This window comes from Paeniglutamicibacter gangotriensis Lz1y (assembly GCF_000348945.1).
In the GTDB taxonomy this organism is placed as follows: domain Bacteria; phylum Actinomycetota; class Actinomycetes; order Actinomycetales; family Micrococcaceae; genus Paeniglutamicibacter; species Paeniglutamicibacter gangotriensis.
The window spans coordinates 179371-201840 of sequence record NZ_AOCK01000004.1; the positions used below are offsets into that span (position 1 = coordinate 179371).

Here is a 22470-nt window from a genome sequence, read left to right on the forward strand (position 1 = left end):
TGCCCCCGTGGTGTGCGATCCACGACCCAGGGCACCGGCTGTGCTGTTTGCTGCCGGCGGTGTTGCAAGAAACCGTCGGTGATCTTCGGTAGCGTGGGGCCAAGCCCGCAGACCGCGTTACGGGTCTTGCCATCGAGGGGAGAACAGAGCCACTGATGTATGTTTTCACCAGCAGCATGGAGGTGCCGGCCGAACAGGCACAGGACTTCGAGGGCCGTTTCATCGAGCACCTGTGCAACATCTTCCCCGATGTTCCCGGGCTTGCCTCGGCGGAACTGGAATACCCGCAGGGCCAGGACGCCCGGCACACCGTGGTGCTGGAGTTCGCCTCCGAGGCGGACTGCGCCGCCTTCGGCACGGCCGAGGAATTTGCCGCGGTGTTTTCCGCAGGCTTGTGGGAGCAGAGTGGAGCGTGGTCCGCGTGAACGATTCGATGCACCAGCCGAACTGGGAAGGCGCTGTCAATGCGCGCCAGGTGCTGGGGAAGATCTACCGCATGGGCCGCAGCGAATGGTTGACCACCACCGGGTGGCAGCAGGCCTACGCCGATGGTGTGCGCACGGTCATCGACCTGCGCAATCCCGACGAACGGGTGCGTCGGCACACCGACCCGAGCGTTGATGAGGCGGCCAAGGCCGGGATCAGCATCATCAATTCGCCCACCGAGGAACCTGGCCACCCCGAGTTCGAGGCACTGGCCGTGCCGTATATGAACCACCCGCGGATGTACCCGGAGAACCTCGCGTTTTTCCCCGAACGCATCGCCGAGGTGTTCCATCGGATCGCCGCGGCCGAAGGAAAAATCGTGCTGCATTGCTCGGCGGGACGTGACCGCACCGGGCTGATTGTCTCGATGCTGCTCGAATTGGTGGACCGCGAGGATTTGCTTGAACCCCACTATGAGGCGGCGCTGCGCGGGATCAACGACTGGCACCGGATCAGCAGCTATAAGCACCCACATGAGTCCTACATCGAGGAACAAGACCTCCTCGGTCCGCTGCGTGAGCGGTTGGAGGCGCTGGGCGAATTTGTTCGAACGCTACGTGTCGATGACTTCCTGCGGGAGCACGGGCTCAGCGACGCGGAGCTGGGTCAGATCAAAGACCGGCTCTCCTGAACATGTCCCGGGCCTGAGAGTCGGTGCATCGTAGTCTGAAAACATGACACAGATTCTCCCCGTGACGCTGACCGGTTCGCTGGTCACGCTCGAACCGCTGGAAAAATCCCACCACGATGAACTGGTTGCCGCGGTGCGCGATGGGGACCTCTGGAAACTTTGATATACGGCGGTGCCGTCGCCGGATCAGATGGGCGCGGAGATCGACCGCCGGCTGGGGTTGCAGGCATCCGGATCGATGCTGCCCTTTGTCACCCGGCGCACGGCCGATTCGGTGGTGTTGGGCATGACCACCTATATGGATATCGACGCAGAGCTGCCCAGGGTGGAGATCGGCTCGACCTGGAATCGGGCCTCGGTGCGCGGGACCGGTACCAACGTCGATGCCAAGCTCCTGCTGCTCACCGGGCGAAGTCCGCGTGCGAGGAAGAGAGCATGCGGTACCGCAACGGGAGGGTGCTGGTGGTGCGCCCGGGGCTGATCGGTGGTCCCGGGGACCCGAGCGGACGCAGCACCTACTGGCCGTTGCGCTTCGCCGAACACCGGGATCCGGTTCTCGTCCCGAAGGTGTCCGAGGGGGAAGCCCGTGTGCAAATCATCGATGTGCGCGATCTTTCCGCTTTTATTCTCGAGGCGGGACTTGCCGGGGAGCACGGTTACGTCAATGCCGTGGATGAGGTGCATGCCTTCGGGCTCGTGCTCAAGTTGGCCCGGGAAGCGGCCGCGGCTGTGGCAGCCTCCGACGGATATCCAGTCCTCGAGCAACGGATGGTTGACTATGAAGTTTCTCGGATGGCGGCGGACTCGGTGAATCCGTGGACAGGTCCCACCTCGTTGCCGCTGTTGCTGCCGCAGGAGGACGGATTTGCAGGGTTTGCCCGGCGTGCGGATGCCCGTGCCCTGTCTCTGGGGTTGCACCGGCGGAGCCTGCGGCAGATGTTTGAAGACATCGTCAGTGCCGGGGAGGGCCTCGAGGTGGATTCGCTGCGTTCCGGACTCACCGCGGCGGAAGAACGAAGGATCCTCGGTGGCTGAGGAGCCAGCCCCAGCCGGATGAGCCTTGGTGTCGGTGTTTGACAGGCGGCATACGCGGGCCGCAGGATTGGAACGTCCCATTGTCTAGGAACGGACCAGACGTGCTTGTAGTTCTCGCCTTCGCCTAACCGCGCCAAGGAAACCCCCATGCCCTGACCCCTGTGACCGGGGGTAGAACGAGGCCATGGTGAAGTTTCGGCGCATCCACCGTCGAAACGAGTACAAACATGCAGCACCTCAATCCCATCATCGTTGACGGCCTTGGCTTTTCTTGGCCCAATGGCGGCACCGTCTTTGAGGGTCTCTCCGCCACGTTCACGCGCGGAACCACCGGGCTGATTGGGCCCAATGGCTCGGGCAAATCCACACTCTTGCGATTGATCGCCGGCGAGCTGGCACCTGTTCGGGGTGCCATCCACGTGGACTCACCACCGGCCTACCTGGCACAAGACCTCGTCCGTGATACCCACCGCAGCGTGGCCGAGCTCATGGGTATTTCCGCCACGATGGCGGCGCTACACCGCGTCTTGGGCAACACCACCGAGGATCTCGAGCGGGACATGGAAACCATCGGGGACGACTGGGATCTGGAGGAACGTTCTGCTGCACTGCTGAACGGATACCTGCAGGGGCAGGTCACCCCGGAATTCCTGGCTCGCACCGTGGCTACGCTTTCGGGCGGCGAAACCATGGCCGTGGGCCTGGCCGGCATAGAACTCCGCAGGGCAGGCATCATGCTGCTGGACGAGCCGACGAACAACCTGGACCGATCCGCTCGTCACCGGCTGTACGACATGGTCCAGCGGTATGCCGGAACCATGGTGGTATCCACCCACGACAAGACGCTGCTGCGGCTGCTCGACTCGCTGGCGGAGCTGCGCCCGGTGAATGTGCGGGCGCTGAAGGCCGAGAAGTTTGACCTGGTGCGTTTCGGAGACTGGGATTCCCGGGCCGAGGCCCTGGGACACGAGAGCGAGAGTGCCGCCCGTCGACTCAGCGATGCCCGGAGCAAACTGGCCATCGAAAACCGCCAGCGACGCGAGGCGGAGACCAAGATCGCCAGGCGCTCCAAGCAGGGCAAGAAGGCAGCCGAATCGATGCCCAAGATCTTGGCCAACGCGCTGCGCAACAAGGCCGAAGTGTCAGCTGCCAAGAACCGCGGCATCATGAAATCGCATGAAGACGATGCCGCCGCGGAACTGGCTGCCGCGCGTGATGCGGTGCCGGTGGACCTGCGCATCGCGATCAACTTGCCGGACACCCGGGTGCCGGCCGGGCGCAGCATCGTGGAGATCCCGGTCGCCGAGATCTTCCGTGGGGTGGTGTTCGAAGATGCTCAACCGATGGATGCGGACGCACTGCTTGAAATCCGGGGGCCCGAACGCATTGGGCTGGCCGGGGCCAACGGGGTTGGAAAATCGACGTTGTTGGGCCAGCTCGAGGACGGTGCCAAGGTGCCGACGGGATTTCTGCGCCAGCGTCTTGATGACGAGGGCTCGGAAGGCTGGGCGGGTCTCCACGACGGAATGAGTATGTTGGAGAACCTTCGCCTCGCGGCGCCGGGCCTGGAACCGGGGAACTTGCGGGAGAAGTTGGCAGCGTTCCACTTCCGTGGGGGCCGGGTTGATGAACCGGTGTCACAGTTATCGGGCGGGGAACGGTTCAGGGTTGCCTTGGCGATGATCCTGTTGGCCGACCCCGCACCTCAGCTCCTGCTGCTGGACGAACCGACGAACAACCTGGACATGGCCACAGTTGAGCAGTTGCTCTCCGCACTGGAGTCGTTTGGCGGTGCCATGGTGGTGGCCAGTCACGACGAGGAATTCCTCGCCGCGCTGGCCACGGATCGTGTCTGGGATATGCAGCGGAGGGTTACATCGCCGGACGCATGACGCTCTTGGCATGTGCGACATGCTCCGGAGCATGGGCAACCGCCCGGGCACCGACCTCGGCCAGCGCGATGATGGTGAAGGCATTAATCCCGTGAAGTGCCCCGACCCAGGCGGCGTCGAAGGCGAGGAAGGCGAACGCGATCTGCACTGCCACGGCCAGAAGGAGCCACAAGGCCCACTTCAAGCCGGCGTGGGCCAGCAAAGCGATGACCACCAGCACCAGCACGAGGACCGGAACGACGTACATCCCGATCATGCCGTGCAACATGGCGGTCATCGGAGGCTCGCCAGGGACCGTTCCGTTTTCCAAACCGGGGATCAACCCGAACATCGACCAAGCGATCAGGGCCGCCTGAATCACGACAGCGGCAGCGATGATGTGAGCAACAACCTTGTATGCGGTACGCAACTTGAATGTCCTTTCTAGGAATTGCTCAAGGTACCGAAAATGATGGCCAGCTGTGGCCACGTGGCCGCATTCTCATGCCTAAGGTGTGAATGTGTTTGTATCGTATGCGCGACCCAAGTGATTTTGATGGCTCAGGATAGCCCCGACACGGGCCCGATTACCAGCACAGTCGATGCCCCAATTCATCGAGGGAGGGTGCAGAGGAGAAGCTGAAAAACTGGATGTCTACCAAGCCTCGGCGATGAGCTTGGCCAACAGTTCCTCATCGTCGATGTCGAGTCCGCGCGATCGGAACCAGGCACAGATGTTTTGGCAGTCGCGTTGCAACAGCTCGATAGCGCGTTCGTTCCCCCCCGAGGTCGACAAATTGCGGTAAATCGATGATCACCAGACGGTCCCCGGCGGCAAGCACGTTGTAGGCGGAGAGGTGGCCGTGGGCAAACCCCAGCCGTGCGAAGATCTTCATCGCCTCGACGAGTTGCTCCCAGTAGCGGCCCAGCCGGTCGGCGATCTGTGTGGCCCTGGATTGTGAAGTCGGTGAACTACTCAGCAACGCCCCGGTCAGCTAGCTCATCGACAGGCTCCGTTCGAGCCCCGGGATAGCGGCACTACTTTCTGATATCGATGATCAGGTTGGTGATCCGCAGGGTGCATAGGCGCTCGCCGGCCTCGTTCTCGATGAGAACTTGGTGGCTGGCCATGCGCCGGCCCAGACTGATGGGCGTCGCGGTGATCGTGATGGTCCCCTCGCGGGCGCCCTTGTGGTGAGTGGCCGAGACGTCCACGCCCACCGCAGACTTGCCCATGGTCGAAGCATGTTTCACCGCGGCCCAGGAACCGACGGCTTCTCCCACGGCCAGGGAGGCGCCTCCGTGAAGCAGCCCGAACGACTGACGGTTCCCCTCCACCGGCATGGTCGCCACGACCTTGTCGACCGATTCCTCGATGATCTTGATGCCCATCTTCAGATCGAGCTCGCCCAAGGCAATCTGCCAGACGCCGTCGATGGAATTTTCCGCGGTGGGGGCGGTGGGGCGCGCTGCGCTCATGATGGGTGGTTCTCCTGGATTCTCTCGGCCGTGTGGGGTCTCGGGCTCGTGGTGTTCTTACTCATACTGTACTGTGGTTGCTAATACTGACCGATCGTTCAGGAAGGTTTTCGTTGATGACGACAATTCCCATGGCTCCCCTTGTTCCGAGCTTCATTCAAAACTCCTGGTGGACCCCGTCCGATCCGGCCGGCGGAACCTCCGTGCTGGATGCAAACACCGGTGAGCCCCTGGCCACGGTTAACAACAACGGGATGGATCTGGCGCAGGTCGTTGAATACGGCCGCACCGTGGGCCAGCGCGAGTTGGGCAAGCTGTCCCTGCACGAACGCGCGCTCAAGCTCAAGGAGCTTGCACAGTTCCTCAACGAGCGCCGGGAGGAACTCTACGAGTTCTCCTACCGCACCGGTGCCACCAAGATCGACTCAATGGTGGACATCGACGGCGGCATCGGGGTGCTGTTCACCTTTTCCTCCAAGGGACGGCGCGAACTTCCCAACTCCAACGTCATCCTCGACGGACCCATGGAAGTGCTCTCCCGTGACGGGTCCTTCGCCGGCGAACACATCTTCACCCGGATCCCCGGTGTTGCCGCGCAGATCAACGCCTTCAACTTCCCGGTCTGGGGCATGTTGGAGAAATTTGCTCCCGCCTTCATCGCCGGGGTGCCGACCATCGCGAAGCCAGCCACACCCACCGGCTATGTTTCCGAAGCCGCCGTGCGCCTGATCGTCGAGTCCGGGATCCTGCCCGAGGGCTCGCTCCAGCTGATCTCCGGCTCCGCCCGCACGCTGCTCGATGTGCTGGATTACCGCGACATGCTTTCCTTCACGGGGTCTGCTTCCACCGCCTCGGCCCTGAAGTCCCACCAGAACGTGATCGACGGGGGAGTGCGCTTCACCGCCGAGACCGACTCGCTCAATGCCGCTATTCTGGGTCCCGACGCAGTAGTCGGCACCCCGGAATTCGACGCCTTCGTCAAGGCCGTCACCACGGAGATGACCTCCAAGGCCGGACAGAAGTGCACCGCGATCCGCCGCAACATCGTCCCCGCTGCACTCGTGGACGACGTGGTCAAGGCCGTGGGTGCACGGATCGATCAGCGTGTGGTCATCGGCGACCCGCGCGCCGAGGGCGTCACCATGGGCGCGCTGGCATCCCTGGAACAGCTGCGCGACGTGCGTGCCGCCGTCGAAGAGATGATTGCTGCCGGTGGCGAGATCGCCTACGGCACCCTGGACGCACCGGTGGTGCGCACCACCTCGGGCGAAGACACAACTGTCGACGCCGGGGCCTTCATGTCTCCGCTGCTGCTCACTTGGGACGACGTGGAGAACGACGCGGTGCACAGCCGCGAGGCTTTCGGTCCGGTCTCCTCGGTGATTGGCTATACCGACCTGGATGATGCCATCCGTCTGGCGGCCAAGGGCTCCGGCTCCCTGGTGGCCACGGTCTGCACCAACGACGCGGACACCGCACGCATCCTGACCACCGGCATCGCCTCGCACCACGGACGCGTGCACATGCTCAACCGCGAGACCGCACGTTCCTCCACCGGTCACGGTTCCCCGGTTCCGCACCTGGTCCACGGCGGCCCGGGCCGCGCCGGTGGCGGCGAAGAACTCGGCGGCATCCGCTCGGTCAAGCACCACATGCAGCGCACCGCCATCCAAGGTTCACCCAACATGCTCACCGCCGTCACCGGAATCTGGCACACCGGTGCCGACCGTGTGATTGCCGGGGACGCAGAATTCGGCGGCGTCGCAGAAGCAATCCACCCGTTCCGCAAGTCGCTGTCCGAGCTGAAGATCGGCGATGCCTTTGCTTCTCCGCTGCGCGAAGTCACCCTGGAGGAAATCACCGCGTTCGCCAACGAAACCGGTGACACCTTCTACGCGCACACCGATGCGGCGGCGGCTGCGGCCAACCCGTTCTTCCCCGGCATCGTGGCCCACGGCTACCTGCTGGTGTCCTGGGCTGCAGGGCTCTTCGTCCAGGCGGCACCGGGCCCGGTGCTGGCCAACTACGGTCTGGAGAACCTGCGCTTCATCACCCCGGTACCCGACGGCGACTCGATCCGCGTGACCCTCACGGCGAAGAAGATCACCCCGCGCGTCACCGACGAATACGGCGAGGTCGCCTGGGATGCGGTCATCAACAATCAGGCAGGCGAGATTGTGGCCACCTACGATGTGTTGACCCTCGTGGAGAAGGAAAACACCACCTACGCTAACTGGGGCAAATAGACCCGGCCGCGCAGCACCTTCCGCCTCCGGATCAAGGGCCGGACGATCGCACTTCCCCTGGCATGGGGCAACGCGAGCGTCCGGCCCTGTGCTTTGGCACCGGGATAAGTGCAAATGTGAGAGGGTAGCGATCATGGGGTGCCCGTAGGCTCCCCGTGCGCACAGAAGAGGAACGAGGCTTCGATGGATACACCTACCCACCGGAACACCGGTATCTGGACCGAGCGCGAGCAGCTGGAATACTTCGACTCCAGCGAATTCACCGAGCTGCTGGTCGGCATCGTGGCCCCCATGGGCCTGGCCGAGGCTACCGTCACACTCGCGGAACTGCACCACCGGCCCGGGGCTGGGGTCTCGGGTGTTTATGCCGCAAGCAACGGCACCGCATCGCTCTACCTGGGCGCCACTGCGGAGAAGCTGGAGACGGTACCCGAGGGATGCGTGCGCCTGGAGAACCCTCGAGGGACCATCACTATCTGGCTGCACCCTGCCGACCCACTGTTGCCCGGGCTCCGATTGGCCACCACCCCCGAACTGGTTGAGCAGGCCTGGGGCGTCGGCCGGGTGCTGGATGAATTGCGCACCCTGGCCTACCGTCCGCTGCGCCGCGCGGTGATGCTGGCACGCTTCGATGACGGGAGCGAACTGTTCCTCAAGGTGCTGCGCAAAGACGCCGCCCTGCTGCACCACAAACACCTGGAGCTGCTGGGCGCAGGGATCCCCGCACCGGTACCCGCCGGGGAGCCGGTGGACCAAGTGCTGGCGTTCCGCCGTGCCACCGGTCAGCCGCTGGCCGAAGACCTCATGCATTCACCGGGCCTGCCACTGGAGCCGGCGAAGATTATCGGGCTGCTCGATGCGCTGCCCCGCTCCCTGATGCAGGTCCCGGCACGCCCTGCCTGGTCCGACCGCCTGGGCTGGTACGGACACGCGGCCCAGACGGCTCTGCCCGAGCGGGCCGAAGACATCGGCACGATGCTCGGGTGCCTGGCCCGGCTCTTGGAGAACGCCCACCGGGGGCCGCTGGCGCCCAGCCACGGGGATTTCTACGAGGCGAACCTCTTTGTCTCGCAGGGGGAAATCACCGGGGTACTGGACATCGACTCGGCAGGTCCCGGATATCTGGTCGACGATCTGGCCTGCTTCCTGGGGCATCTGGCCGTGCTACCGGATCTTGACCCGCGCTACGCAAAGGTCACCGAGCACTTCGAAACCTACGCCGCGGCCTTCACCGAGGAGCTTACCGCCCGGGGCATCGGGGCGGATGGGCTGTATGCCAGGACCGCCGCCGTGGTGCTCTCGCTGGTGGCAGGGGCGCGCGACGAGTCCAACCCCGGCTGGCGCGCCATCGCCGAGACCCGGCTGAGGCTGGTGGGGGAGTTGTTGGCCCGCGCGGAAAGATAACGCCCACCGGTGTTCTCCGTGACATGCACCGGGAATCGAAGATGAGAACATTCTCATCCGGTTCTCCTTTTCGCCTCACGTTCATTGGTCATGCTTGTAGTAGTTCAGCAGCAGAACCAACGAACGAGAGGGTTTGAAAACCATGAAAAAGTCATCGATGTTTTGGTCAATCACTGGCGCACTGGGTGTTGTAGCGATCGGCGCCGGTGTCGCGGTGGCCCAGCCAGCCGTACCCCTCACCGAGACGGTGCAGGTGCAGCCCAGTAGCTCGCAGCAGTCCCTGTCCTCGGTCGAACGCGTTGCCGCCGATGCCACCGCAAGCACGGAACTATCGGCTCAGTCCGCGGTCTCCGCAGTATCGGCGAAGTCGGCTGTCTCGCCGGTGTCGGCGAAGTCCGCGGTGTCCCCGGTGTCGGCTAAGTCGGCTGTCTCGCCGGTGTCGGCGAAGTCCGCGGTTTCCCCGGTGTCCGCTAAGTCGGCTGTCTCCCCGATGTCACCGCAGTCCCCGAAGTCGGCTCCGTCGGCGAACAGCGCTGACTGATCGAATCCCCCGATCGGTTGGTCGACGGGCCCCGGTTCCCCACTAGGGACCGGGGCCCGTCGTGTTTCCGGTGCCCGCAAGCCACATCATCCCAAGTGATGGCGGCCCACCGGGGAAATGGTGGTGGCATACTGGTGGCATGAACGCCCAAGTCCCGAACCTCGGGGAACTAGACCTGCTGGCCGCCGCCGCGATGTGGGCCCAGTACGCCGCCGCCCGGCCCGAGGCGGTCGGACTTTGCCCCGTCTACACTGTCGAATGCTTCGGGGACTCGCCCGCCCTCGCCGACGCCCTGTTGCACGAGGTGCTGCACGGCACCAAGCGGGCCACCTCGACCCTGGCGCGGGAATTCCTTGACGAGGGGGTGGAACTGCCGCGGGTTGGATCGCATTGGATAGCGTGCGACTCGGCGGGCGCGCCCCGGGCGATCCTGCGCAGCATCGAGCTGCGGCTCGGGACGTTCGCAGACGCTGATGCGGATTTTGCCCGTGACGAGGGCGAGGACGACCTCTCCCTAGAGAGCTGGAGGCACGAACACCGCAAGTACTGGCGACGCACCGAGGCCGCGCGCAGCCGCACCTGGAACGAATCCGACACGATCGTCTTCGAACGCTTCGAGTTGGCTTGGCCGTTTCCTCTCCCGGAACTGCCGCCGCAGCCCGGACGCGGCACCCCCTCCGGTCGGACGGAACGCCGGGGCTAGGAAGGCTCCTCGAAGCGGTAGCCCATGCCGCGGACCGTGGTGAACCACTCTGCGCCGAGTTTGTTGCGCAGGTAGCGCACATACACGTCCACCACGTTGGAGCCAGGGTCGAAGTCGTAGCCCCACACCCGGGAGAGCAGCTGCTCGCGGCTCAACACTTGCCCGGGGTTGCGCATGAATGCCTCCGCCAAACCGAATTCCCTGGCCGAGAGGTCGATTTCCCGCCCGCGCAGGCGGGTGCGGCGGCTGCCGGAATCCAGCTCGAGCTCTCCGACACGGATCACCTGGTCCTCGGCAACGGCCGCCTGGGGACGCAGTCGCAGGCGCACCCTGGCCAGCAATTCCTCGAACCTGAAGGGCTTGGACATGTAGTCGTCGGCCCCACCCTCGAGCCCGGCGACGGTGTCGTCGATGCCTGACCGGGCCGTCAGGATGATCACCGGGGTGCCTTGGTTGGTAGAGCGGATGCTGGCCAGCACCGAGAAACCGTCCTCGTCGGGCAAGCCCAAGTCCAAGATGACCAATTCGAAGTCCCCGGTCTGGGCCAGATAAGCACCCTCCTTGCCGGTATCGGCGACGGTGGGCTGGAACCCGGAGGCCTTGAGCCCCTTGGCCACGAAGGAGCTGATGCGCTCCTCGTCCTCAATGATCAGTATCTGGCTCAACGGCTTCTCCTTCTGGTTCCAGGACGGTGGGGATCTCGATAACAAACGTGGACCCTATGCCCACATCCGAGCTGACTCCGACGGACCCATGGTGTGCCTCGGCGATGGCCGAGACGATGTTCAGACCCAGTCCGGAGCCCTCGGTGCGCTTCGAATTCCGACCCCGGCCGAAGCGTTCGAAGATCCGGGACTGGTCCTCGGGCGAGATGCCTACCCCGTCGTCACGCACCCACAGCCGCAGCAGCGTGGCGTTGGCGGCGTCGGTGGCGATGTTGGTCCCCAGGGTGATGGTTGAGCCGGCGGCGGAGAACTTCACGGCATTGGAGCACAATTGCAGCATCGCCTGGGTGATGCGTTGCGGATCGAGGTCCGTGGTGGCCTCGGCACGATGTCCGATCCGCCAGACGCGGTCCCCAAGCGGGCCTGCGGTGTCCAACAGGTCATCGAGCAACGCACCGACGTTGGTGGGGACAGGATTCACGAAGTCCTCGCTGTTGGAGGTGGCCAGGGTGACCAGGTCATTGATCAGCACCGACATGCGGTCGAGCTCGGACAGGGCAATTTCCCGGGCCTGGTCCACATCGGCCGGGTCGGTGCCGTCCATGAGTTCCAGGTGCCCCTGGATGATGGTCACCGGCGTGCGCATTTCATGGCCCACGTCGTCCAGCAATTGCCGCTGGGAGACTATGGCGTTCTCGACGCGGTCCAGCATGGCGTTGACGGTGATCGTCAGCTCGGCTAGGTCGTCGCGCCCGACCACCTCGATGCGCTGGGACAGATCGGACTCGGAAATGTTTTTGGCGGTGTCGCGCAGCATCGCGACCGGGCGCAGGAACCTGCCCACCAGCAGCCAGCCGACGGTACCGGACGCCAACAGGACAACGAATCCGACCACAACGTACATCACGAAGCCCCGGTTCAGCGCCTGCTTTTCGGCGGTGTAGTCGTAGGCAAGGACCAGCTGGGCAGGGGCATGTGGTGCCGACAGGGATAACGGGATGCTCACCGCACGGTAGGTAGAGAGACTGGTGTGCACCGTCTGCAGCTTGATCTGCTCGGTCGAGGCTTCGTGCGCGGCCCACGCGACGAACTCGGGATCGGCTTCCAACCTGGTATCCACGATACTGGGTGCCGTCCAGCGCACCTCGTTGTTCATCAGGCTCAGCATCCCCTCGTGCGGGGCTGGCAGGGTTTGCTGCATGGCCGTGTACAGCAGGATCTCGGCCGTGAGCGGTTCCGCGGCGGTTGCCGCGTCGGCACTTCGGGTGGACAGTACCTGGAACTCCTGGACACTGCGCTTGAGCGAGTCGTCGATGCGCGCATCCATGGTCTCAACCTGGAGGAGGTAGACCACGGTTCCGGTGACGGCGAAGGCGAGTGTCATCAAGCCGAGCATTCCGGCCAGGACGCGGGTGCGCACGGAGAACCCGCGATGGGCCAGGCGTGTGCCTTCCGGCGCAAGCTGCGGGGCGATCCCTGCGGCCTTAGTCATCGTCGTCCCGATCATCATCCCAGTCGTCATCATCATCCCAGTCATCATCGTCATCATCGTCATCGTCGTCATCATCGGCATTGGACGGCGGCAGGGGTTTGACCGGGGCGGACTTGCTGGGCAGCACGTCGGACTTCTTGGGTGAGGGTCGGGTTGACGATTTGGTGGGTTCGGTGGGTTTGGGAGAACTTGAGGGCGTTTTTTTCGGCGTTGGGCTCGGCGTTGGTGTTGCAGGTGCGACCCCGTCTTCGATCTTGATCGCCGGGCCCAGATCCACCGCCGGGGACGTCGCGAGTTGAAGGGCCACCACATAGGCGCCTGCCCCAAGCAGCAAAAGCACCACGGCCGCGACCATGATCCTGCCCATTTTTCCCATGCCCATGCCCCTATTATGTCCGAGGCAGATGAGATCCATATGAGAGAGTCCCATGTCGGCATCGATTGCCCTCCGCCATGCGGGCAACGGGTGTTGTTGGAGCCAGTGGGGAATCTGGGGCTGTGCCATCGAAGCCAACAACCATTGACACCGGGCGGGTGAGGAGTGACGCTGAGGACTGGGAAGGCGCGGGATTGTCCCGCGCCCATGGATGGGCCGGCAACCGATGTGCAATGGTGGGAAGCATGCAGAGCGATGAAACCCTTCGTCGGAAACGAACGCATGCGAGGGGGCTTCCTCAACGCCGTCCAAGTTGGTCCCGCATTTGTCCAAGGGCGCCGGATTGCCAAGCACATGCCTTGGCTGCAGGAAGCCGGTGGACCGAACCGGGGACTGGTAGACGTCGATCGGAACGGCCGTGCCGTGTTCCGGCTGTTGGTCCTTGGGGATTCGAACGTGGCCGGGACCGGGGCTCCTACCCATGAGGTGGCGCTCACCGGCCAGCTCGCCGTGGACATCTCCGCACATCGGCATGTCCCGGTGGCCTGGGAGGCGGTGGGCGCCAGGGGAGCGACCATGGAACACATCAGGACCGAGGAACTGGGGCTAGTCCAGGAACACGACCCAGACATGGTCATCCTGGTGGCAGGTGCCAACGACGCCATGGCCGGACGAAGCCTCACCCGTTGGGAGCACGACCTGCGGGCCGTGCTGGCCGTTTTTGTCGACCAAAGCCGGGGACGGGAGATCTTGGTGGCAGGTGTCCCACCGTTCAGGTATTTCCCGGCGCTTCGGGCACCGCTGAATGAATTTCTCGATCGACGGGCGGGCCTCCTGGACGAGGCGACGGCGGCAGTGTGCGCGGAACTGGGCGTGGTCTTCGTGTCCTTTGCCCAGGCACCGCCGTTGGATGAGGCCTTCTTCGCTGCCGACCGCTTCCATCCCTCGGTGGCCGGCTACGGACACTGGGCGGGGTTCCTGCTCAACGCCTTGCAGCAGCACCGCGACGGCACCGGGTGATCGGCAAGGCTACCCCCACAAGGCAGATGCCCGCCGTTTCCCCCGAGGTGAGGAGAAGGGCAGGCATCCGATGCGGTGGGGCGGGGAAACGGTTTAGTAGGCCCTGACGCGCTGTGCGACGATCAGGTGCACCAGCGCGAACTGGCCCTTCTCATCGATGGCCTGCAGGGCTGCCTCGAGTGCAGCCGGGATGTCGGCATCGTTTTCGACGCGGATGCCGAAGCCGCCGAAGGCCTGGGCCATCAACGCGAAGTCGGGGTTCTTCAGCTGGGTGCCGGAGACACGGTCGGGGTAGTGACGCTCCTGGTGGGTGCGGATGGTGCCGTACTCCTGGTTGTCCATCACGATGACCAGCGGGGTGGCACCGTACTGGGCGGCGGTGGCCAGCTCCTGGCCGTTCATCAGGAACTCTCCGTCGCCGGCGATGGTCACCACCCGGCGGCCCGGGAAGTTCAGTGATGCGGCGATCGCCGAGGGAACCGAGTAGCCCATGGAGCCATTGCGGGCCGAGATCATCGAGGCGTAGAGCTCGGTGGGGAAGTAGCGGTGCGCCCAGTTGGTGTGCTCGCCGGCGCCCAGAGTGATCATCGCGTCGTGCGGGAGGCCCGGCACCAGGTTGGCCATCAGGGTATCCATACGGGCGGGACCCTGGGACGGGGTCGCTGGGGGCAGTGCAGCAAACTTTTCCTGTTCGGAGCGCATGCGCTCGGTGAAGGACTTCCACTCCGGCTTGGCCTCGAGGTCCATGATGGCCAGGTCGCGCACGAAGACATCGGGCTTGGAAACGATCTGGTGCGAGACCGGTCCCGAGCGGCCGCGCAACGACGGGTCGATGGTGACCAGGAAGTTCTTCTTGGTCCAATCCTGGCGCACCAGGAAACCATCGGTGATGACGTCGCCCGGGACGGTGCCGACGAAGATCAACAGGTCGGTTTCCTCGAGCAGGTCGTAGGTGGGCTTCGGCCGGCCGTAACCGATCGGACCCACGTAGGAGGGGGAGCTGAAGGGGACGTTGCCTTCGCAGCGCCATTCCACGGCCGCGGCCAAGTGGTGCTGCTCCAGCCATCCGGCCAGTGCATCGGTGCCCTCCTGGGTCCAGTCGTTGCCGCCCAGGACGAACAGCGGCTTGGTGGATTCCTTCAGGGCGTTCTTGAGTTCTTTCCAGTCGGTCACCGTCATGCCACCGCTGGCCACAGGGATCACCGGGTGCAGGGCCGGGTCGACCATTTCACGGATGACGTCTTCGGGCAGACCGACCACCACGGGGCCGGGGCGTCCGCTCATGGCGGCGAACATGGCCTCGGCAACGATCTCAGAGGCGCGCTCGGCGTGGTCCAGGACCATGACGCGCTTGGCACCGGTGTCGAACCATGCCTTGATGTCGAATTCCTGGAAGGCCTCGCGGTCGCGGTGGGCGAAAGGAATCAAGCCCACGAACAAGACCATCGGGGTCGAATCCTGCCAGGCGGTGTGCAGTCCAACGTGCGCGTTTGCCGCACCCGGGCCGCGGGTCACCATGGCGATGCCCGGACGCTGGTGCATCTTGCCATCGGCCTCGGCCATGTATGCGGCACCGCCCTCATGGCGGCAGACGACGGTTTCGATGGGGGAGTGGTGCAGACCGTCCAAGACATCGAGGTAGCTTTCCCCGGGGATCACATAGGTGCGTTCCACTCCGTGGGCGACGAGCGTGTCCACGATGATGTGCCCGGCCGATTTCTTGGTCGGGGTCTGGATCTTGAGGGGTGTTTGAAGTGCTTGGGTGCTCATGGGCAGGTGCTCCTTGCTGTCTCCGTGGCAAACGGGACATGAGTTGCACAGCGGGGCACTACATTGTGCCGAGCCGTGTCGAACGAAATCTGAAGTTTCAGCAAATGTACATGATGCGCGCCACTTGCCGGCAGTACGGAACGAAATGCTTCTGTCACATTGGGTTGTTGATCACAATGTCTTGTTTTTCGTGGGAAGTCCATCATCAAACAAGGATTTCAGCGGTGCATCCTGACGGACCGATGCTCCCCGGTGCGCTCGGCAGTGCCTAGGGTGGGTGTATGAATCTCCCCGCTCACGCTCTGCCCCCGGCCTGTTTGCGTCCCTGGAAGGACACCGAAGCAGACATCGATTCGATCCTGACGGCATTCGAAGCCGATGACATGGCCGGGCAGTGCGCGGAGCCGATCAACTCCGTCGCTGCGGCCCGGCGTTGGCTGGAGCCGTGGCTTGATCCGATAAACGAGACGGCGGTGGCCTTCGCCATCGACGTCGACGGCCTGGCGGTGGGGCATGTGATGGCCAGTGCCATCGATCGGCGACATGACACCGCGTGGGTTTCCTACTGGGTCTCATCCGCCGCACGCGGTACCGGGCTGGCCTCGCGGGCCACCGCTGCGCTGGCGGATCATTGTCTGGGGCCCTTGGGCCTGTTCCGTCTTGAACTGGCCTACCGGGTGAACAACCCGTCCTCGGCCTCCGTCGCCCGGAATGCCGGGTTCCAGGTGGAAGGCGTGGAACGTGCGAAATTGCGCTACCTGAACGAAGCGGGGAAACCCGTGCGCTTCGATGTTGAAACCTGTGCCCGGCTGGGCAGCGACGGCCCGGCGCCAGCGGTCCCGCTGCCGATCTGCGAGTAGCCCTTCGCGTAACGATCTGCCGTGTGGGAGACCGATGGCCCGGAATCAAGGATTCCGGGCCATCGGTGCCAGTGCCGTGGTGCCTATGCGGTATAGGGGCTTGGCGGGTACTTCGAGTCCGTGTGGTTTGCGGCCTCAAGCGAAGCTTCCGTGGGCAGGTTGCGCCAGGCGAACCAGCCGTAGATCCCGGCGAGGGCCTGGAACACCGTGACGCCCAGAAGCGCCAAGGCCGGGTTCGTATCGAAGAGCAGTCCGACGTAGACGATGGCCGAGACAGTGCCAGCCAACCATGCCCAGCGGTAGCCGCAGGCAACGCCGATGAGCGATACGATCAGCGCGGCCTCCGCGGCGAAGGAGATCCACAGCGAGGCAGTGCCGTCGGTGAAGATGAAACCTGTGGTCAGCATCCGTCCCATGCGCAGGGCGGTGAGGACCAGCACCAGCAGCAGGCCTAGGAGCAAGGACTTGATGCTGAATCCACGCTGGGTGACCTGTCGGCTAAATTTCCCGGAAAGGGTGAAGCGGGAGAAGCGCCACAGACCGAATACCGCGGCCAACAATGCCGGGACCGCGTAAAAGAGCAGGGATGCTTCGAACTGCAGGGCGATGACCAGCGGGCCGGCGAAGACCGCCAGGATCTGCGCCCACCAGCCCAGGTCGTTTCGCCGGGCGAGCAGCAGCATCGCGATGACGCTGAGCAGTGCAGAGACGGCGAAGAGGGCAACCTGCGTTCCGGAATCAGTTCCCGGTGCCTGGTTGAAGAGATTGAAGAAGAGTTCGTCCACGAAAAATGCTGCCTATTCACAAAGAAAACGGTCGGGGCGGTGCGATGCCTCAGCTATCGATCGTAGCCGGTGATCCGGTTAGGCCCGCTATCGGTCGCTCTTGTGTAAGCCATCGAACATCATCGTGATGGCGTGGTCTTCGACCTGTTCGGCGGTGACATTGCCATCTTCGCGGAACCACTCGACCAAGGAGTTGATGGTGCCGAAAAGCAGTCGGGTGGTCGTACGCGGGTCGATGTCGCTGCGCAGCGATCCCTCCTGCTGGGCTTCGATGACGAGGTCGGAGACTTTTCGGTCAACGGCGCGGCGGCGCTCGAGCGCGTCGCGTTCGATCTCGGTGTTGCCACGCAACCGCAGCAGCAGCGTCACGTATTGCTGGCGCTTGACCAGCACGCGAATGGTGGAGCGGAGAAAGAACTTCAGGCGTTCCTCGGCGGTGCCCACGGCGGCTTGTTCGTCCTTGGCGATGGCCTCCAACGGCACTAGGGCCTCGTCGAGGGCCAAGCGCAGCAGATCTCCCTTGGAGGGGACGTGGTGGTAGATCGCCGATTTGCTGATGCCGAGATTCTCGGCGAGCTTACCCATCGAGGTGGCGTCATAGCCGTGCTTGTTGAACACTTCCACGGCGATCGAGAGCACCGATTCCTGGTCGTACCCGGGGCGCCCGCGCTTGGTCGGCGGAGAGGTCGTAACACTGGCAGTCATAGTTACTCATTCTCCCATGAACGTTCGGTTCGTATTTCCGGCGGGGCCGGATGCTGCCTCGGGGCAGGACGGCTTGATGGCCAATCCCGCCCCGGGCTTGTGCAATCGCGGACTACTCTTTGTTGCGCATGTCGTAGATGCGGCGCAGCTTGCCCGAGGAGCGGGCTAGTGAGCCGGGGTCGACCACATCAATGGCGCAGGAGGATCCGACATGGATCTTGATCTGCGCGGCGAGTTCCTTGCCGGCGGCCTCGGCACGATCCGAGGTGCAGTCCTCGCGGCGCTCGATGCGCACCGCCAGCTGGTCCATGCGCCCGGGGCGGGTGATTTCCAGTTGGAAGTGCGGGGAGAGCCCGGCGATGCGAAGTGCGATTTCCTCGATCTGCGACGGGAAGAGGTTCACTCCGCGCAGGATGATCATATCGTCGCTGCGTCCGGTGATCCGGCCCATGCGGCGGTGTCCGGGGCGTGCGGTGCCCGGCAGCAGACGGGTGAGGTCGTGGGTGCGGTAGCGGATGATCGGCAGCGCCTGCTTGGTCAGCGAGGTGAACACCAGTTCGCCGTGTTGCCCGTCGCCGAGCACCTTGGTCTCGTCGAAGGCATCAATGATCTCCGGGCGGAAGTGATCCTCCCAGATGTGGCTGCCGTCCTTGGTCTCGTTGGACTCGCCGGCGACGCCAGGTCCCATGACTTCCGACAGGCCGTAGATGTCGCACGCATCGATGTTGAACATCACTTCGAGTTCGTGGCGCATTTCCTCGGTCCACGGCTCGGCACCGAGCACCGCGGTCTTCAGCGAGGTCTTGCGCGGGTCAATGCCTGCCCGCTGCATGGCGTCGCCAATGGTCAACAGGTAGGTGGGGGTGCACAGGATCGCATCTGGCTCGAAGTCCTGGATCATGGTGATCTGCTTCTCGGTCTGGCCTCCGGACATCGGGATTACGGTGGTGCCGAGTCGTTCGGCAGCGGCGTGGGCGCCGAGCCCGCCGGTGAACAGACCGTAGCCGTAGGCGTTGTGGACCTTCCAACCGGGCTTGACTCCCGCCAGGCGCAGGCAACGCGCGCCCATCTTGGCCCAATCATCCAGGTCCTGTTGGGTGTAGCCGACCACGGTGGCCCGTCCGGTGGTGCCCGATGAAGCGTGGATGCGGGCAACCTCGTGCTGCGGGACGGCAAACATGCCAAACGGGTAGGTCTTGCGCAGGTCTTCTTTTTCCGTGAACGGGAACTTGGCCAGATCTGCCAGCTCGACCATGTCACTGGGGTGCACTCCGGCCGCGTCGTACTTTTCCTTGTACAGGGGAACCCGGTCATACGCGTAGGCCAGCGTGTCCTGCAAGCGGGTGAGCTGGAGCGATTCGATCTCGTCGCGGCTCATGGTTTCTTCGGGATCCAACGGGTTGGGAAGTTCGATCCGGGTGGATGTCTGCGTCATCAGGTGGCCTAACGTGCGTGAGTGGGTTTGGGGAGAAAACGTGGTGGTGGATCAGGGCCGTTTGGGGATGGTGCGTGAGCGGCCACGGAACTCGGCCAGCACCTCGTCCTCGGCGTCGGGGACCGACTGGAGGACCTGGATGTCGTAGATGCCGCTGCGTCCGGTTTGCTGCCGGCGGTTGGCCACCGCGGTCAGGGTGCGGCCGGGGATGCCTGGCTTGAGGAAGTTGATGTCGACTCCGGCTGCCACGGTGATGGTGTCCGCCGAGCCCGTGTGCGGGTTGCAGGACATAGCGAACGCGGTGTCGGCCAGGGCGAAGACCATCCCGCCATGGGCGATGCCGAAGCCGTTGAGCATTTCTTGGCGCAGTTCCATCGAGATTGTGGCGTGGCCGTCGGCGACCTTCAGCACCTCGATGCCCAACCACTTGGCCGCAAAGTCGTTTTCCAAGATGGGATGCATCAGCGGTGCATCGACGTCAATCTCGCTCATGGAGTACCTCTCAGTTATTTACCGAACGATCATTAGGTAATCCTGAAATGTGAGATAAGTCAAGACGAGAGGGTGGAGTTCCCGGATTTCGGGCGACATTGAGTCATGATCGGCGCCGGCGGGCGGAGTGTCCAACGACGTTCGCCGCCGCAGCAGCCGCGTGTCACCAGTCCACGGGACGAAAGCCCTACCCGCAGGGAGTGGGTGGGGCAAGACTTGAAGGTGGAACAAGCGGAAAAACCCATGGGAGTTGAGTGGCAAATGCGTAGATTCAGGCGTTGGGAAGATTGGGCGGTGGTCATCGTCGGGCTGGTCATGGCCTTGACGCCCCTATGGTCGGAAAGCATCGGCAGTTCGGAGCCGCTGTTGATCACCTCCGGGGCGCTCTTGTTTCTGGCCGGCGTGGTCAATCTGGCGGGGCCCAACCTCTACGGGATCGAGGTGGGGCAGGTCTTGGCTTCCATCTTGGCGATCATTTTGCCGTGGCTGGACTATTTTGCCGGAGCCAACGTGCCGGGCCTGACCGCATGGATCGGTGGGGGCATCGCCTTGGTGGCCACATTCCTGGCTATGAAGCCCAGCATTGATGTTTCGGAACGGTTGCATCACCAGGAAGGGTGACCGATTCTGACCTCCTGTCATCCGCAGTCGCCAGCAGGCGTCTGTGGAGGCTGGGGCCCTAAGTGTTGGTTCCATGAGGCTCGGGACCAAGATGCCAGCTGCGCAGCGGGGATAAAAGGATGGGCAAGGCCGAAAGCCCAGCCAGCGCTGCCCAGGTCCAGAGGATCGGGGTGATTCCGAGGTGCACCGCGGCCAATCCTCCCGCCAAGCTGGCTACGGGCATGACCCCGAGGGTGAAGAAGCGGTGTGCGGCCATCACCGTGGCCAGCTTCGACGGGGCGCAGAGCTGCGGAACCACCCCGGCACCGGCCACGGTAGCCAGTACCAACATGCAGGACCATATCAACGACTGCGCGGCCACCCAGCCCAGGACGGGGCCCGGCAGATGCTGGGCCAAGGCGAGGACCCCTACGGCGGGAACGCAGCCCAGCGATGCTGCGATCTTCAGCCGCCCGATGCCCCAGCGACCCAGCAAGCGAGGCGCGATGATCGAAGCCAGCAGACCCCCGAGGGCCGACAGCGTTCCGATCATGGTGAATGCTGCGACGGAATAGCCCAAGGAGGAGATCACGTAGACAGCGAGTACCGAGTTGCCGAGCATCACCGCGGCATTGAGCAGTATATTGGAGAGCAATAGCGCACGCAGCGCCGGATGGTGCACGGCCAGGGATATGCCCTGAGCGATCGAAGACCAGAAGCGGGGCCTCGGATCCGAATCCGGGGCCGGGTCGTCTCCAGCGAAGCGCGGCAGCAGCAGTGCGGAAAACAGATAACCGATCCCGGCTAGGGCCAGGACCAGTGGGGCGGCGAGGACCTTCAGCAGGGTGGTCGCGACCGCGGGGCTGCCGACCGAGGCCAAGGTGGAGACACGTTGGAGCCTGGCATAGGCGATCCCCAGTTCCTCGGTGCCCACCACTGTGGGCAGCCAGGCCCCGGTGGCGGAGGTGAAAAAGACATCGGCGATGCCGAGCAATGCCGCTGCCAGCAACACCTGCCACAGGGCCAGGGCATCCAACAGGAAGAGGCCGGGCACCGCCAGGACTGCCACCGCCCTGACAAGGTCCGCCGCTCGCATCACTCCCAGCTTCGGCAGCCTGTCCACCAGCCCACCGATCGGTAACCCGAACACGAGGAAGGCGCCGAGCCCCAAAGCGTTCAGGACCCCGATCTCCGCCGTTCCCGCGCCCAAGGCTGAAACGGCGATCACCGGCAGCAGGGTCCGCACGGAGTTGTCGGCGATCGATTCAAAGGCGTTAGAGGCCAAGAACCGCCGGAAGGCCGCTGGCGTCTTCCGGGGGATGGGCAGGGCTGGTGCTTCTGCGGGGTTCACTGGTGGCGCCTCTCGGTGTGTCAGGTAATTCCTGACATGATGTCAGGTTACGCCTGACATCACAACCATGCGCATCACGTAGTGTGGTGGCGTGAGCGAAAGAGGACGACGATGAACCCGGCCGAGAAGATGGCAGAAACCGGCGAATGCAGCTTTTGCGGGCGATCCAGGGAAGCCTGCGGCAAGCTGGCCTACGGGCCCGGCGTCGCCATCTGCGCCGACTGCACCGAAAACTGCGTCTGCCTGCATGCCGGAGGGGTCGCTTCAGAGCCCTGGGTCGAGATGACCCAGGAACAGGTCTTAGAACTCCTCCCGCGCATTTCCGCGGTGGCCGCGCAGGTCGAGCAGCGGCTGACCTCTTGGGTCGAGATCGCCCGCGACAAGGGTGCTAGCTGGGCCCGGGTGGGCGAAGCGCTGGCGATGACCCGGCAATCGGCCTGGGAAAGGTTCAGACAGGCTCCGCGCGGGCAAGATCCAGCTTCTGGTCCCGCGACCGAAACCACCGGGAACTAAATATCCCGTT

The 22470-nt window shown here is 64.1% G+C and carries 24 protein-coding genes and 2 pseudogenes; 13 read left to right on the forward strand and 13 right to left on the reverse strand.

Going from position 1 to position 22470, the window contains the following annotated elements; all coding sequences use genetic code 11:
• The first annotated feature begins 155 nt into the window (after window positions 1-155).
• The 5 genes and pseudogenes from ADIAG_RS08210 (at window position 156) to ADIAG_RS08230 (ending at window position 4044) form a co-directional block, all read left to right on the forward strand.
• Window positions 156-425 (forward strand): hypothetical protein, encoded by a 270-nt coding sequence (locus ADIAG_RS08210; RefSeq protein ID WP_007270882.1) that lies wholly within the window; start codon window positions 156-158, stop codon window positions 423-425.
• The gene (locus tag ADIAG_RS08215) at window positions 422-1117 is read left to right on the forward strand and encodes a tyrosine-protein phosphatase (RefSeq protein WP_007270883.1); all 696 of its coding nucleotides are present in this window, start codon (window positions 422-424) and stop codon (window positions 1115-1117) included. The genes ADIAG_RS08210 and ADIAG_RS08215 overlap by 4 nt, the downstream gene beginning before the upstream one ends.
• Window positions 1118-1160: 43 nt before the next feature.
• Window positions 1161-1520: pseudogene (locus ADIAG_RS22115) on the forward strand (GNAT family N-acetyltransferase); the annotation flags it as partial.
• Between the two features lie 32 nt (window positions 1521-1552).
• The gene (locus ADIAG_RS08225; RefSeq protein ID WP_007270886.1) at window positions 1553-2152 is read left to right on the forward strand and encodes a Rossmann-fold NAD(P)-binding domain-containing protein; all 600 of its coding nucleotides are present in this window, start codon (window positions 1553-1555) and stop codon (window positions 2150-2152) included.
• Window positions 2153-2379: 227 nt separating this feature from the next.
• The gene (locus ADIAG_RS08230; protein ID WP_007270887.1) at window positions 2380-4044 is read left to right on the forward strand and encodes an ATP-binding cassette domain-containing protein; all 1665 of its coding nucleotides are present in this window, start codon (window positions 2380-2382) and stop codon (window positions 4042-4044) included.
• Here ADIAG_RS08230 and ADIAG_RS08235 read toward each other — a convergent pair.
• From ADIAG_RS08235 to ADIAG_RS08245, 4 genes and pseudogenes are all read right to left on the reverse strand, one after another.
• Window positions 4025-4453 (reverse strand): hypothetical protein, encoded by a 429-nt coding sequence (locus ADIAG_RS08235; protein ID WP_007270888.1) that lies wholly within the window; start codon window positions 4451-4453, stop codon window positions 4025-4027. The two genes, ADIAG_RS08230 and ADIAG_RS08235, sit on opposite strands and share 20 nt — an antisense overlap.
• A 225-nt stretch (window positions 4454-4678) precedes the next feature.
• Window positions 4679-4819 (reverse strand): RIO1 family regulatory kinase/ATPase, encoded by a 141-nt coding sequence (locus ADIAG_RS22120; RefSeq protein ID WP_235045866.1) that lies wholly within the window; start codon window positions 4817-4819, stop codon window positions 4679-4681.
• 46 nt (window positions 4820-4865) lie between these two features.
• Window positions 4866-4919 (reverse strand): annotated as a pseudogene (locus tag ADIAG_RS22655) (hypothetical protein); the annotation flags it as partial.
• Window positions 4920-5061: 142 nt separating this feature from the next.
• Window positions 5062-5502, reverse strand: a complete 441-nt coding sequence (locus tag ADIAG_RS08245) for a PaaI family thioesterase (RefSeq protein ID WP_007270889.1) — start codon at window positions 5500-5502, stop codon at window positions 5062-5064.
• 116 nt (window positions 5503-5618) lie between these two features.
• On the opposite strand from ADIAG_RS08245, the gene paaZ reads away from it, so the two are divergent.
• The 4 genes from paaZ to ADIAG_RS08270 all read left to right on the forward strand — a co-directional run bounded on the left by paaZ (window position 5619) and on the right by ADIAG_RS08270 (window position 10396).
• Window positions 5619-7748, forward strand: coding sequence for a phenylacetic acid degradation bifunctional protein PaaZ (paaZ, locus tag ADIAG_RS08250; protein WP_007270890.1), 2130 nt, complete (start codon window positions 5619-5621; stop codon window positions 7746-7748).
• A gap of 183 nt (window positions 7749-7931) precedes the next feature.
• The gene (locus tag ADIAG_RS08255; RefSeq protein ID WP_007270891.1) at window positions 7932-9152 is read left to right on the forward strand and encodes a phosphotransferase; all 1221 of its coding nucleotides are present in this window, start codon (window positions 7932-7934) and stop codon (window positions 9150-9152) included.
• Between the two features lie 142 nt (window positions 9153-9294).
• Window positions 9295-9693, forward strand: coding sequence for a hypothetical protein (locus tag ADIAG_RS21395; protein WP_007270892.1), 399 nt, complete (start codon window positions 9295-9297; stop codon window positions 9691-9693).
• Window positions 9694-9832: 139 nt separating this feature from the next.
• Complete coding sequence (locus ADIAG_RS08270; RefSeq protein ID WP_007270893.1) at window positions 9833-10396, forward strand: ASCH domain-containing protein; 564 nt, start codon at window positions 9833-9835, stop codon at window positions 10394-10396.
• On the opposite strand, the gene ADIAG_RS08275 is transcribed toward ADIAG_RS08270, so the two are convergent.
• Genes ADIAG_RS08275 through ADIAG_RS21850 form a run of 3 tightly spaced genes read right to left on the reverse strand, consistent with a single transcriptional unit; the run spans window position 10393 to window position 13058 of the window.
• Window positions 10393-11061, reverse strand: coding sequence for a response regulator transcription factor (locus ADIAG_RS08275; protein WP_007270894.1), 669 nt, complete (start codon window positions 11059-11061; stop codon window positions 10393-10395). The two genes, ADIAG_RS08270 and ADIAG_RS08275, sit on opposite strands and share 4 nt — an antisense overlap.
• The gene (locus ADIAG_RS08280) at window positions 11039-12589 is read right to left on the reverse strand and encodes a sensor histidine kinase (protein ID WP_235045867.1); all 1551 of its coding nucleotides are present in this window, start codon (window positions 12587-12589) and stop codon (window positions 11039-11041) included. Before ADIAG_RS08280 ends, ADIAG_RS08275 begins: the two co-directional genes overlap by 23 nt.
• Complete coding sequence (locus ADIAG_RS21850; RefSeq protein ID WP_200859380.1) at window positions 12546-13058, reverse strand: hypothetical protein; 513 nt, start codon at window positions 13056-13058, stop codon at window positions 12546-12548. Before ADIAG_RS21850 ends, ADIAG_RS08280 begins: the two co-directional genes overlap by 44 nt.
• Before the next feature lie 126 nt (window positions 13059-13184).
• On the opposite strand from ADIAG_RS21850, the gene ADIAG_RS08290 reads away from it, so the two are divergent.
• The gene (locus ADIAG_RS08290; RefSeq protein WP_051059876.1) at window positions 13185-13949 is read left to right on the forward strand and encodes an SGNH/GDSL hydrolase family protein; all 765 of its coding nucleotides are present in this window, start codon (window positions 13185-13187) and stop codon (window positions 13947-13949) included.
• A 93-nt stretch (window positions 13950-14042) separates the two neighbouring features.
• Here ADIAG_RS08290 and ADIAG_RS08295 read toward each other — a convergent pair whose 3' ends face one another.
• Entirely contained in the window at window positions 14043-15719 is a 1677-nt protein-coding gene (locus ADIAG_RS08295) for a thiamine pyrophosphate-dependent enzyme (RefSeq protein ID WP_007270898.1), read from the reverse strand.
• A 281-nt stretch (window positions 15720-16000) separates the two neighbouring features.
• On the opposite strand from ADIAG_RS08295, the gene ADIAG_RS08300 reads away from it, so the two are divergent.
• The gene (locus tag ADIAG_RS08300) at window positions 16001-16579 is read left to right on the forward strand and encodes a GNAT family N-acetyltransferase (protein WP_007270899.1); all 579 of its coding nucleotides are present in this window, start codon (window positions 16001-16003) and stop codon (window positions 16577-16579) included.
• Window positions 16580-16662: 83 nt separating this feature from the next.
• Here the strand turns inward: ADIAG_RS08300 and ADIAG_RS08305 are convergent, their stop codons facing one another.
• The 4 genes from ADIAG_RS08305 to paaI all read right to left on the reverse strand — a co-directional run bounded on the left by ADIAG_RS08305 (window position 16663) and on the right by paaI (window position 19996).
• Window positions 16663-17364, reverse strand: a complete 702-nt coding sequence (locus tag ADIAG_RS08305) for a nicotinamide mononucleotide transporter (protein WP_007270900.1) — start codon at window positions 17362-17364, stop codon at window positions 16663-16665.
• 87 nt (window positions 17365-17451) lie between these two features.
• Complete coding sequence (locus ADIAG_RS08310) at window positions 17452-18069, reverse strand: TetR/AcrR family transcriptional regulator (RefSeq protein WP_007270901.1); 618 nt, start codon at window positions 18067-18069, stop codon at window positions 17452-17454.
• A 112-nt stretch (window positions 18070-18181) separates the two neighbouring features.
• The gene (locus ADIAG_RS08315) at window positions 18182-19504 is read right to left on the reverse strand and encodes a phenylacetate--CoA ligase family protein (RefSeq protein WP_007270902.1); all 1323 of its coding nucleotides are present in this window, start codon (window positions 19502-19504) and stop codon (window positions 18182-18184) included.
• Window positions 19505-19555: 51 nt separating this feature from the next.
• Window positions 19556-19996, reverse strand: coding sequence for a hydroxyphenylacetyl-CoA thioesterase PaaI (gene paaI / locus ADIAG_RS08320; protein WP_007270903.1), 441 nt, complete (start codon window positions 19994-19996; stop codon window positions 19556-19558).
• A 261-nt stretch (window positions 19997-20257) separates the two neighbouring features.
• Here paaI and ADIAG_RS08325 point away from each other — a divergent pair, with 261 nt between their 5' ends.
• Window positions 20258-20617, forward strand: coding sequence for a hypothetical protein (locus ADIAG_RS08325; RefSeq protein WP_007270904.1), 360 nt, complete (start codon window positions 20258-20260; stop codon window positions 20615-20617).
• 58 nt (window positions 20618-20675) lie between these two features.
• Here ADIAG_RS08325 and ADIAG_RS08330 read toward each other — a convergent pair whose 3' ends face one another.
• Entirely contained in the window at window positions 20676-21947 is a 1272-nt protein-coding gene (locus ADIAG_RS08330; RefSeq protein ID WP_007270905.1) for an MFS transporter, read from the reverse strand.
• A 111-nt stretch (window positions 21948-22058) separates the two neighbouring features.
• On the opposite strand from ADIAG_RS08330, the gene ADIAG_RS08335 reads away from it, so the two are divergent.
• Window positions 22059-22460 (forward strand): ClpX C4-type zinc finger protein, encoded by a 402-nt coding sequence (locus ADIAG_RS08335; protein WP_007270906.1) that lies wholly within the window; start codon window positions 22059-22061, stop codon window positions 22458-22460.
• Window positions 22461-22470: the final 10 nt, after the last annotated feature.

Coding starts and splice junctions, on each gene's coding strand:
- ADIAG_RS08295 (WP_007270898.1), bottom strand. CDS start 15,719: ATGAGCACCCAAGCACTTCAAACACCCCTCAAGATCCAGACCCCGACC.
- ADIAG_RS08230 (WP_007270887.1), top strand. CDS start 2,380: ATGCAGCACCTCAATCCCATCATCGTTGACGGCCTTGGCTTTTCTTGG.
- ADIAG_RS08225 (WP_007270886.1), top strand. CDS start 1,553: ATGCGGTACCGCAACGGGAGGGTGCTGGTGGTGCGCCCGGGGCTGATC.
- ADIAG_RS08210 (WP_007270882.1), top strand. CDS start 156: ATGTATGTTTTCACCAGCAGCATGGAGGTGCCGGCCGAACAGGCACAG.
- ADIAG_RS21395 (WP_007270892.1), top strand. CDS start 9,295: ATGAAAAAGTCATCGATGTTTTGGTCAATCACTGGCGCACTGGGTGTT.
- ADIAG_RS08300 (WP_007270899.1), top strand. CDS start 16,001: ATGAATCTCCCCGCTCACGCTCTGCCCCCGGCCTGTTTGCGTCCCTGG.
- paaZ (WP_007270890.1), top strand. CDS start 5,619: ATGACGACAATTCCCATGGCTCCCCTTGTTCCGAGCTTCATTCAAAAC.
- paaI (WP_007270903.1), bottom strand. CDS start 19,996: ATGAGCGAGATTGACGTCGATGCACCGCTGATGCATCCCATCTTGGAA.
- ADIAG_RS08335 (WP_007270906.1), top strand. CDS start 22,059: ATGAACCCGGCCGAGAAGATGGCAGAAACCGGCGAATGCAGCTTTTGC.
- ADIAG_RS08325 (WP_007270904.1), top strand. CDS start 20,258: ATGCGTAGATTCAGGCGTTGGGAAGATTGGGCGGTGGTCATCGTCGGG.
- ADIAG_RS08245 (WP_007270889.1), bottom strand. CDS start 5,502: ATGAGCGCAGCGCGCCCCACCGCCCCCACCGCGGAAAATTCCATCGAC.
- ADIAG_RS08315 (WP_007270902.1), bottom strand. CDS start 19,504: ATGACGCAGACATCCACCCGGATCGAACTTCCCAACCCGTTGGATCCC.
- ADIAG_RS08255 (WP_007270891.1), top strand. CDS start 7,932: ATGGATACACCTACCCACCGGAACACCGGTATCTGGACCGAGCGCGAG.
- ADIAG_RS08310 (WP_007270901.1), bottom strand. CDS start 18,069: ATGACTGCCAGTGTTACGACCTCTCCGCCGACCAAGCGCGGGCGCCCC.
- ADIAG_RS08270 (WP_007270893.1), top strand. CDS start 9,833: ATGAACGCCCAAGTCCCGAACCTCGGGGAACTAGACCTGCTGGCCGCC.
- ADIAG_RS21850 (WP_200859380.1), bottom strand. CDS start 13,058: ATGGCACAGCCCCAGATTCCCCACTGGCTCCAACAACACCCGTTGCCC.
- ADIAG_RS08280 (WP_235045867.1), bottom strand. CDS start 12,589: ATGATGATGACGACTGGGATGATGATCGGGACGACGATGACTAAGGCC.
- ADIAG_RS08290 (WP_051059876.1), top strand. CDS start 13,185: ATGAAACCCTTCGTCGGAAACGAACGCATGCGAGGGGGCTTCCTCAAC.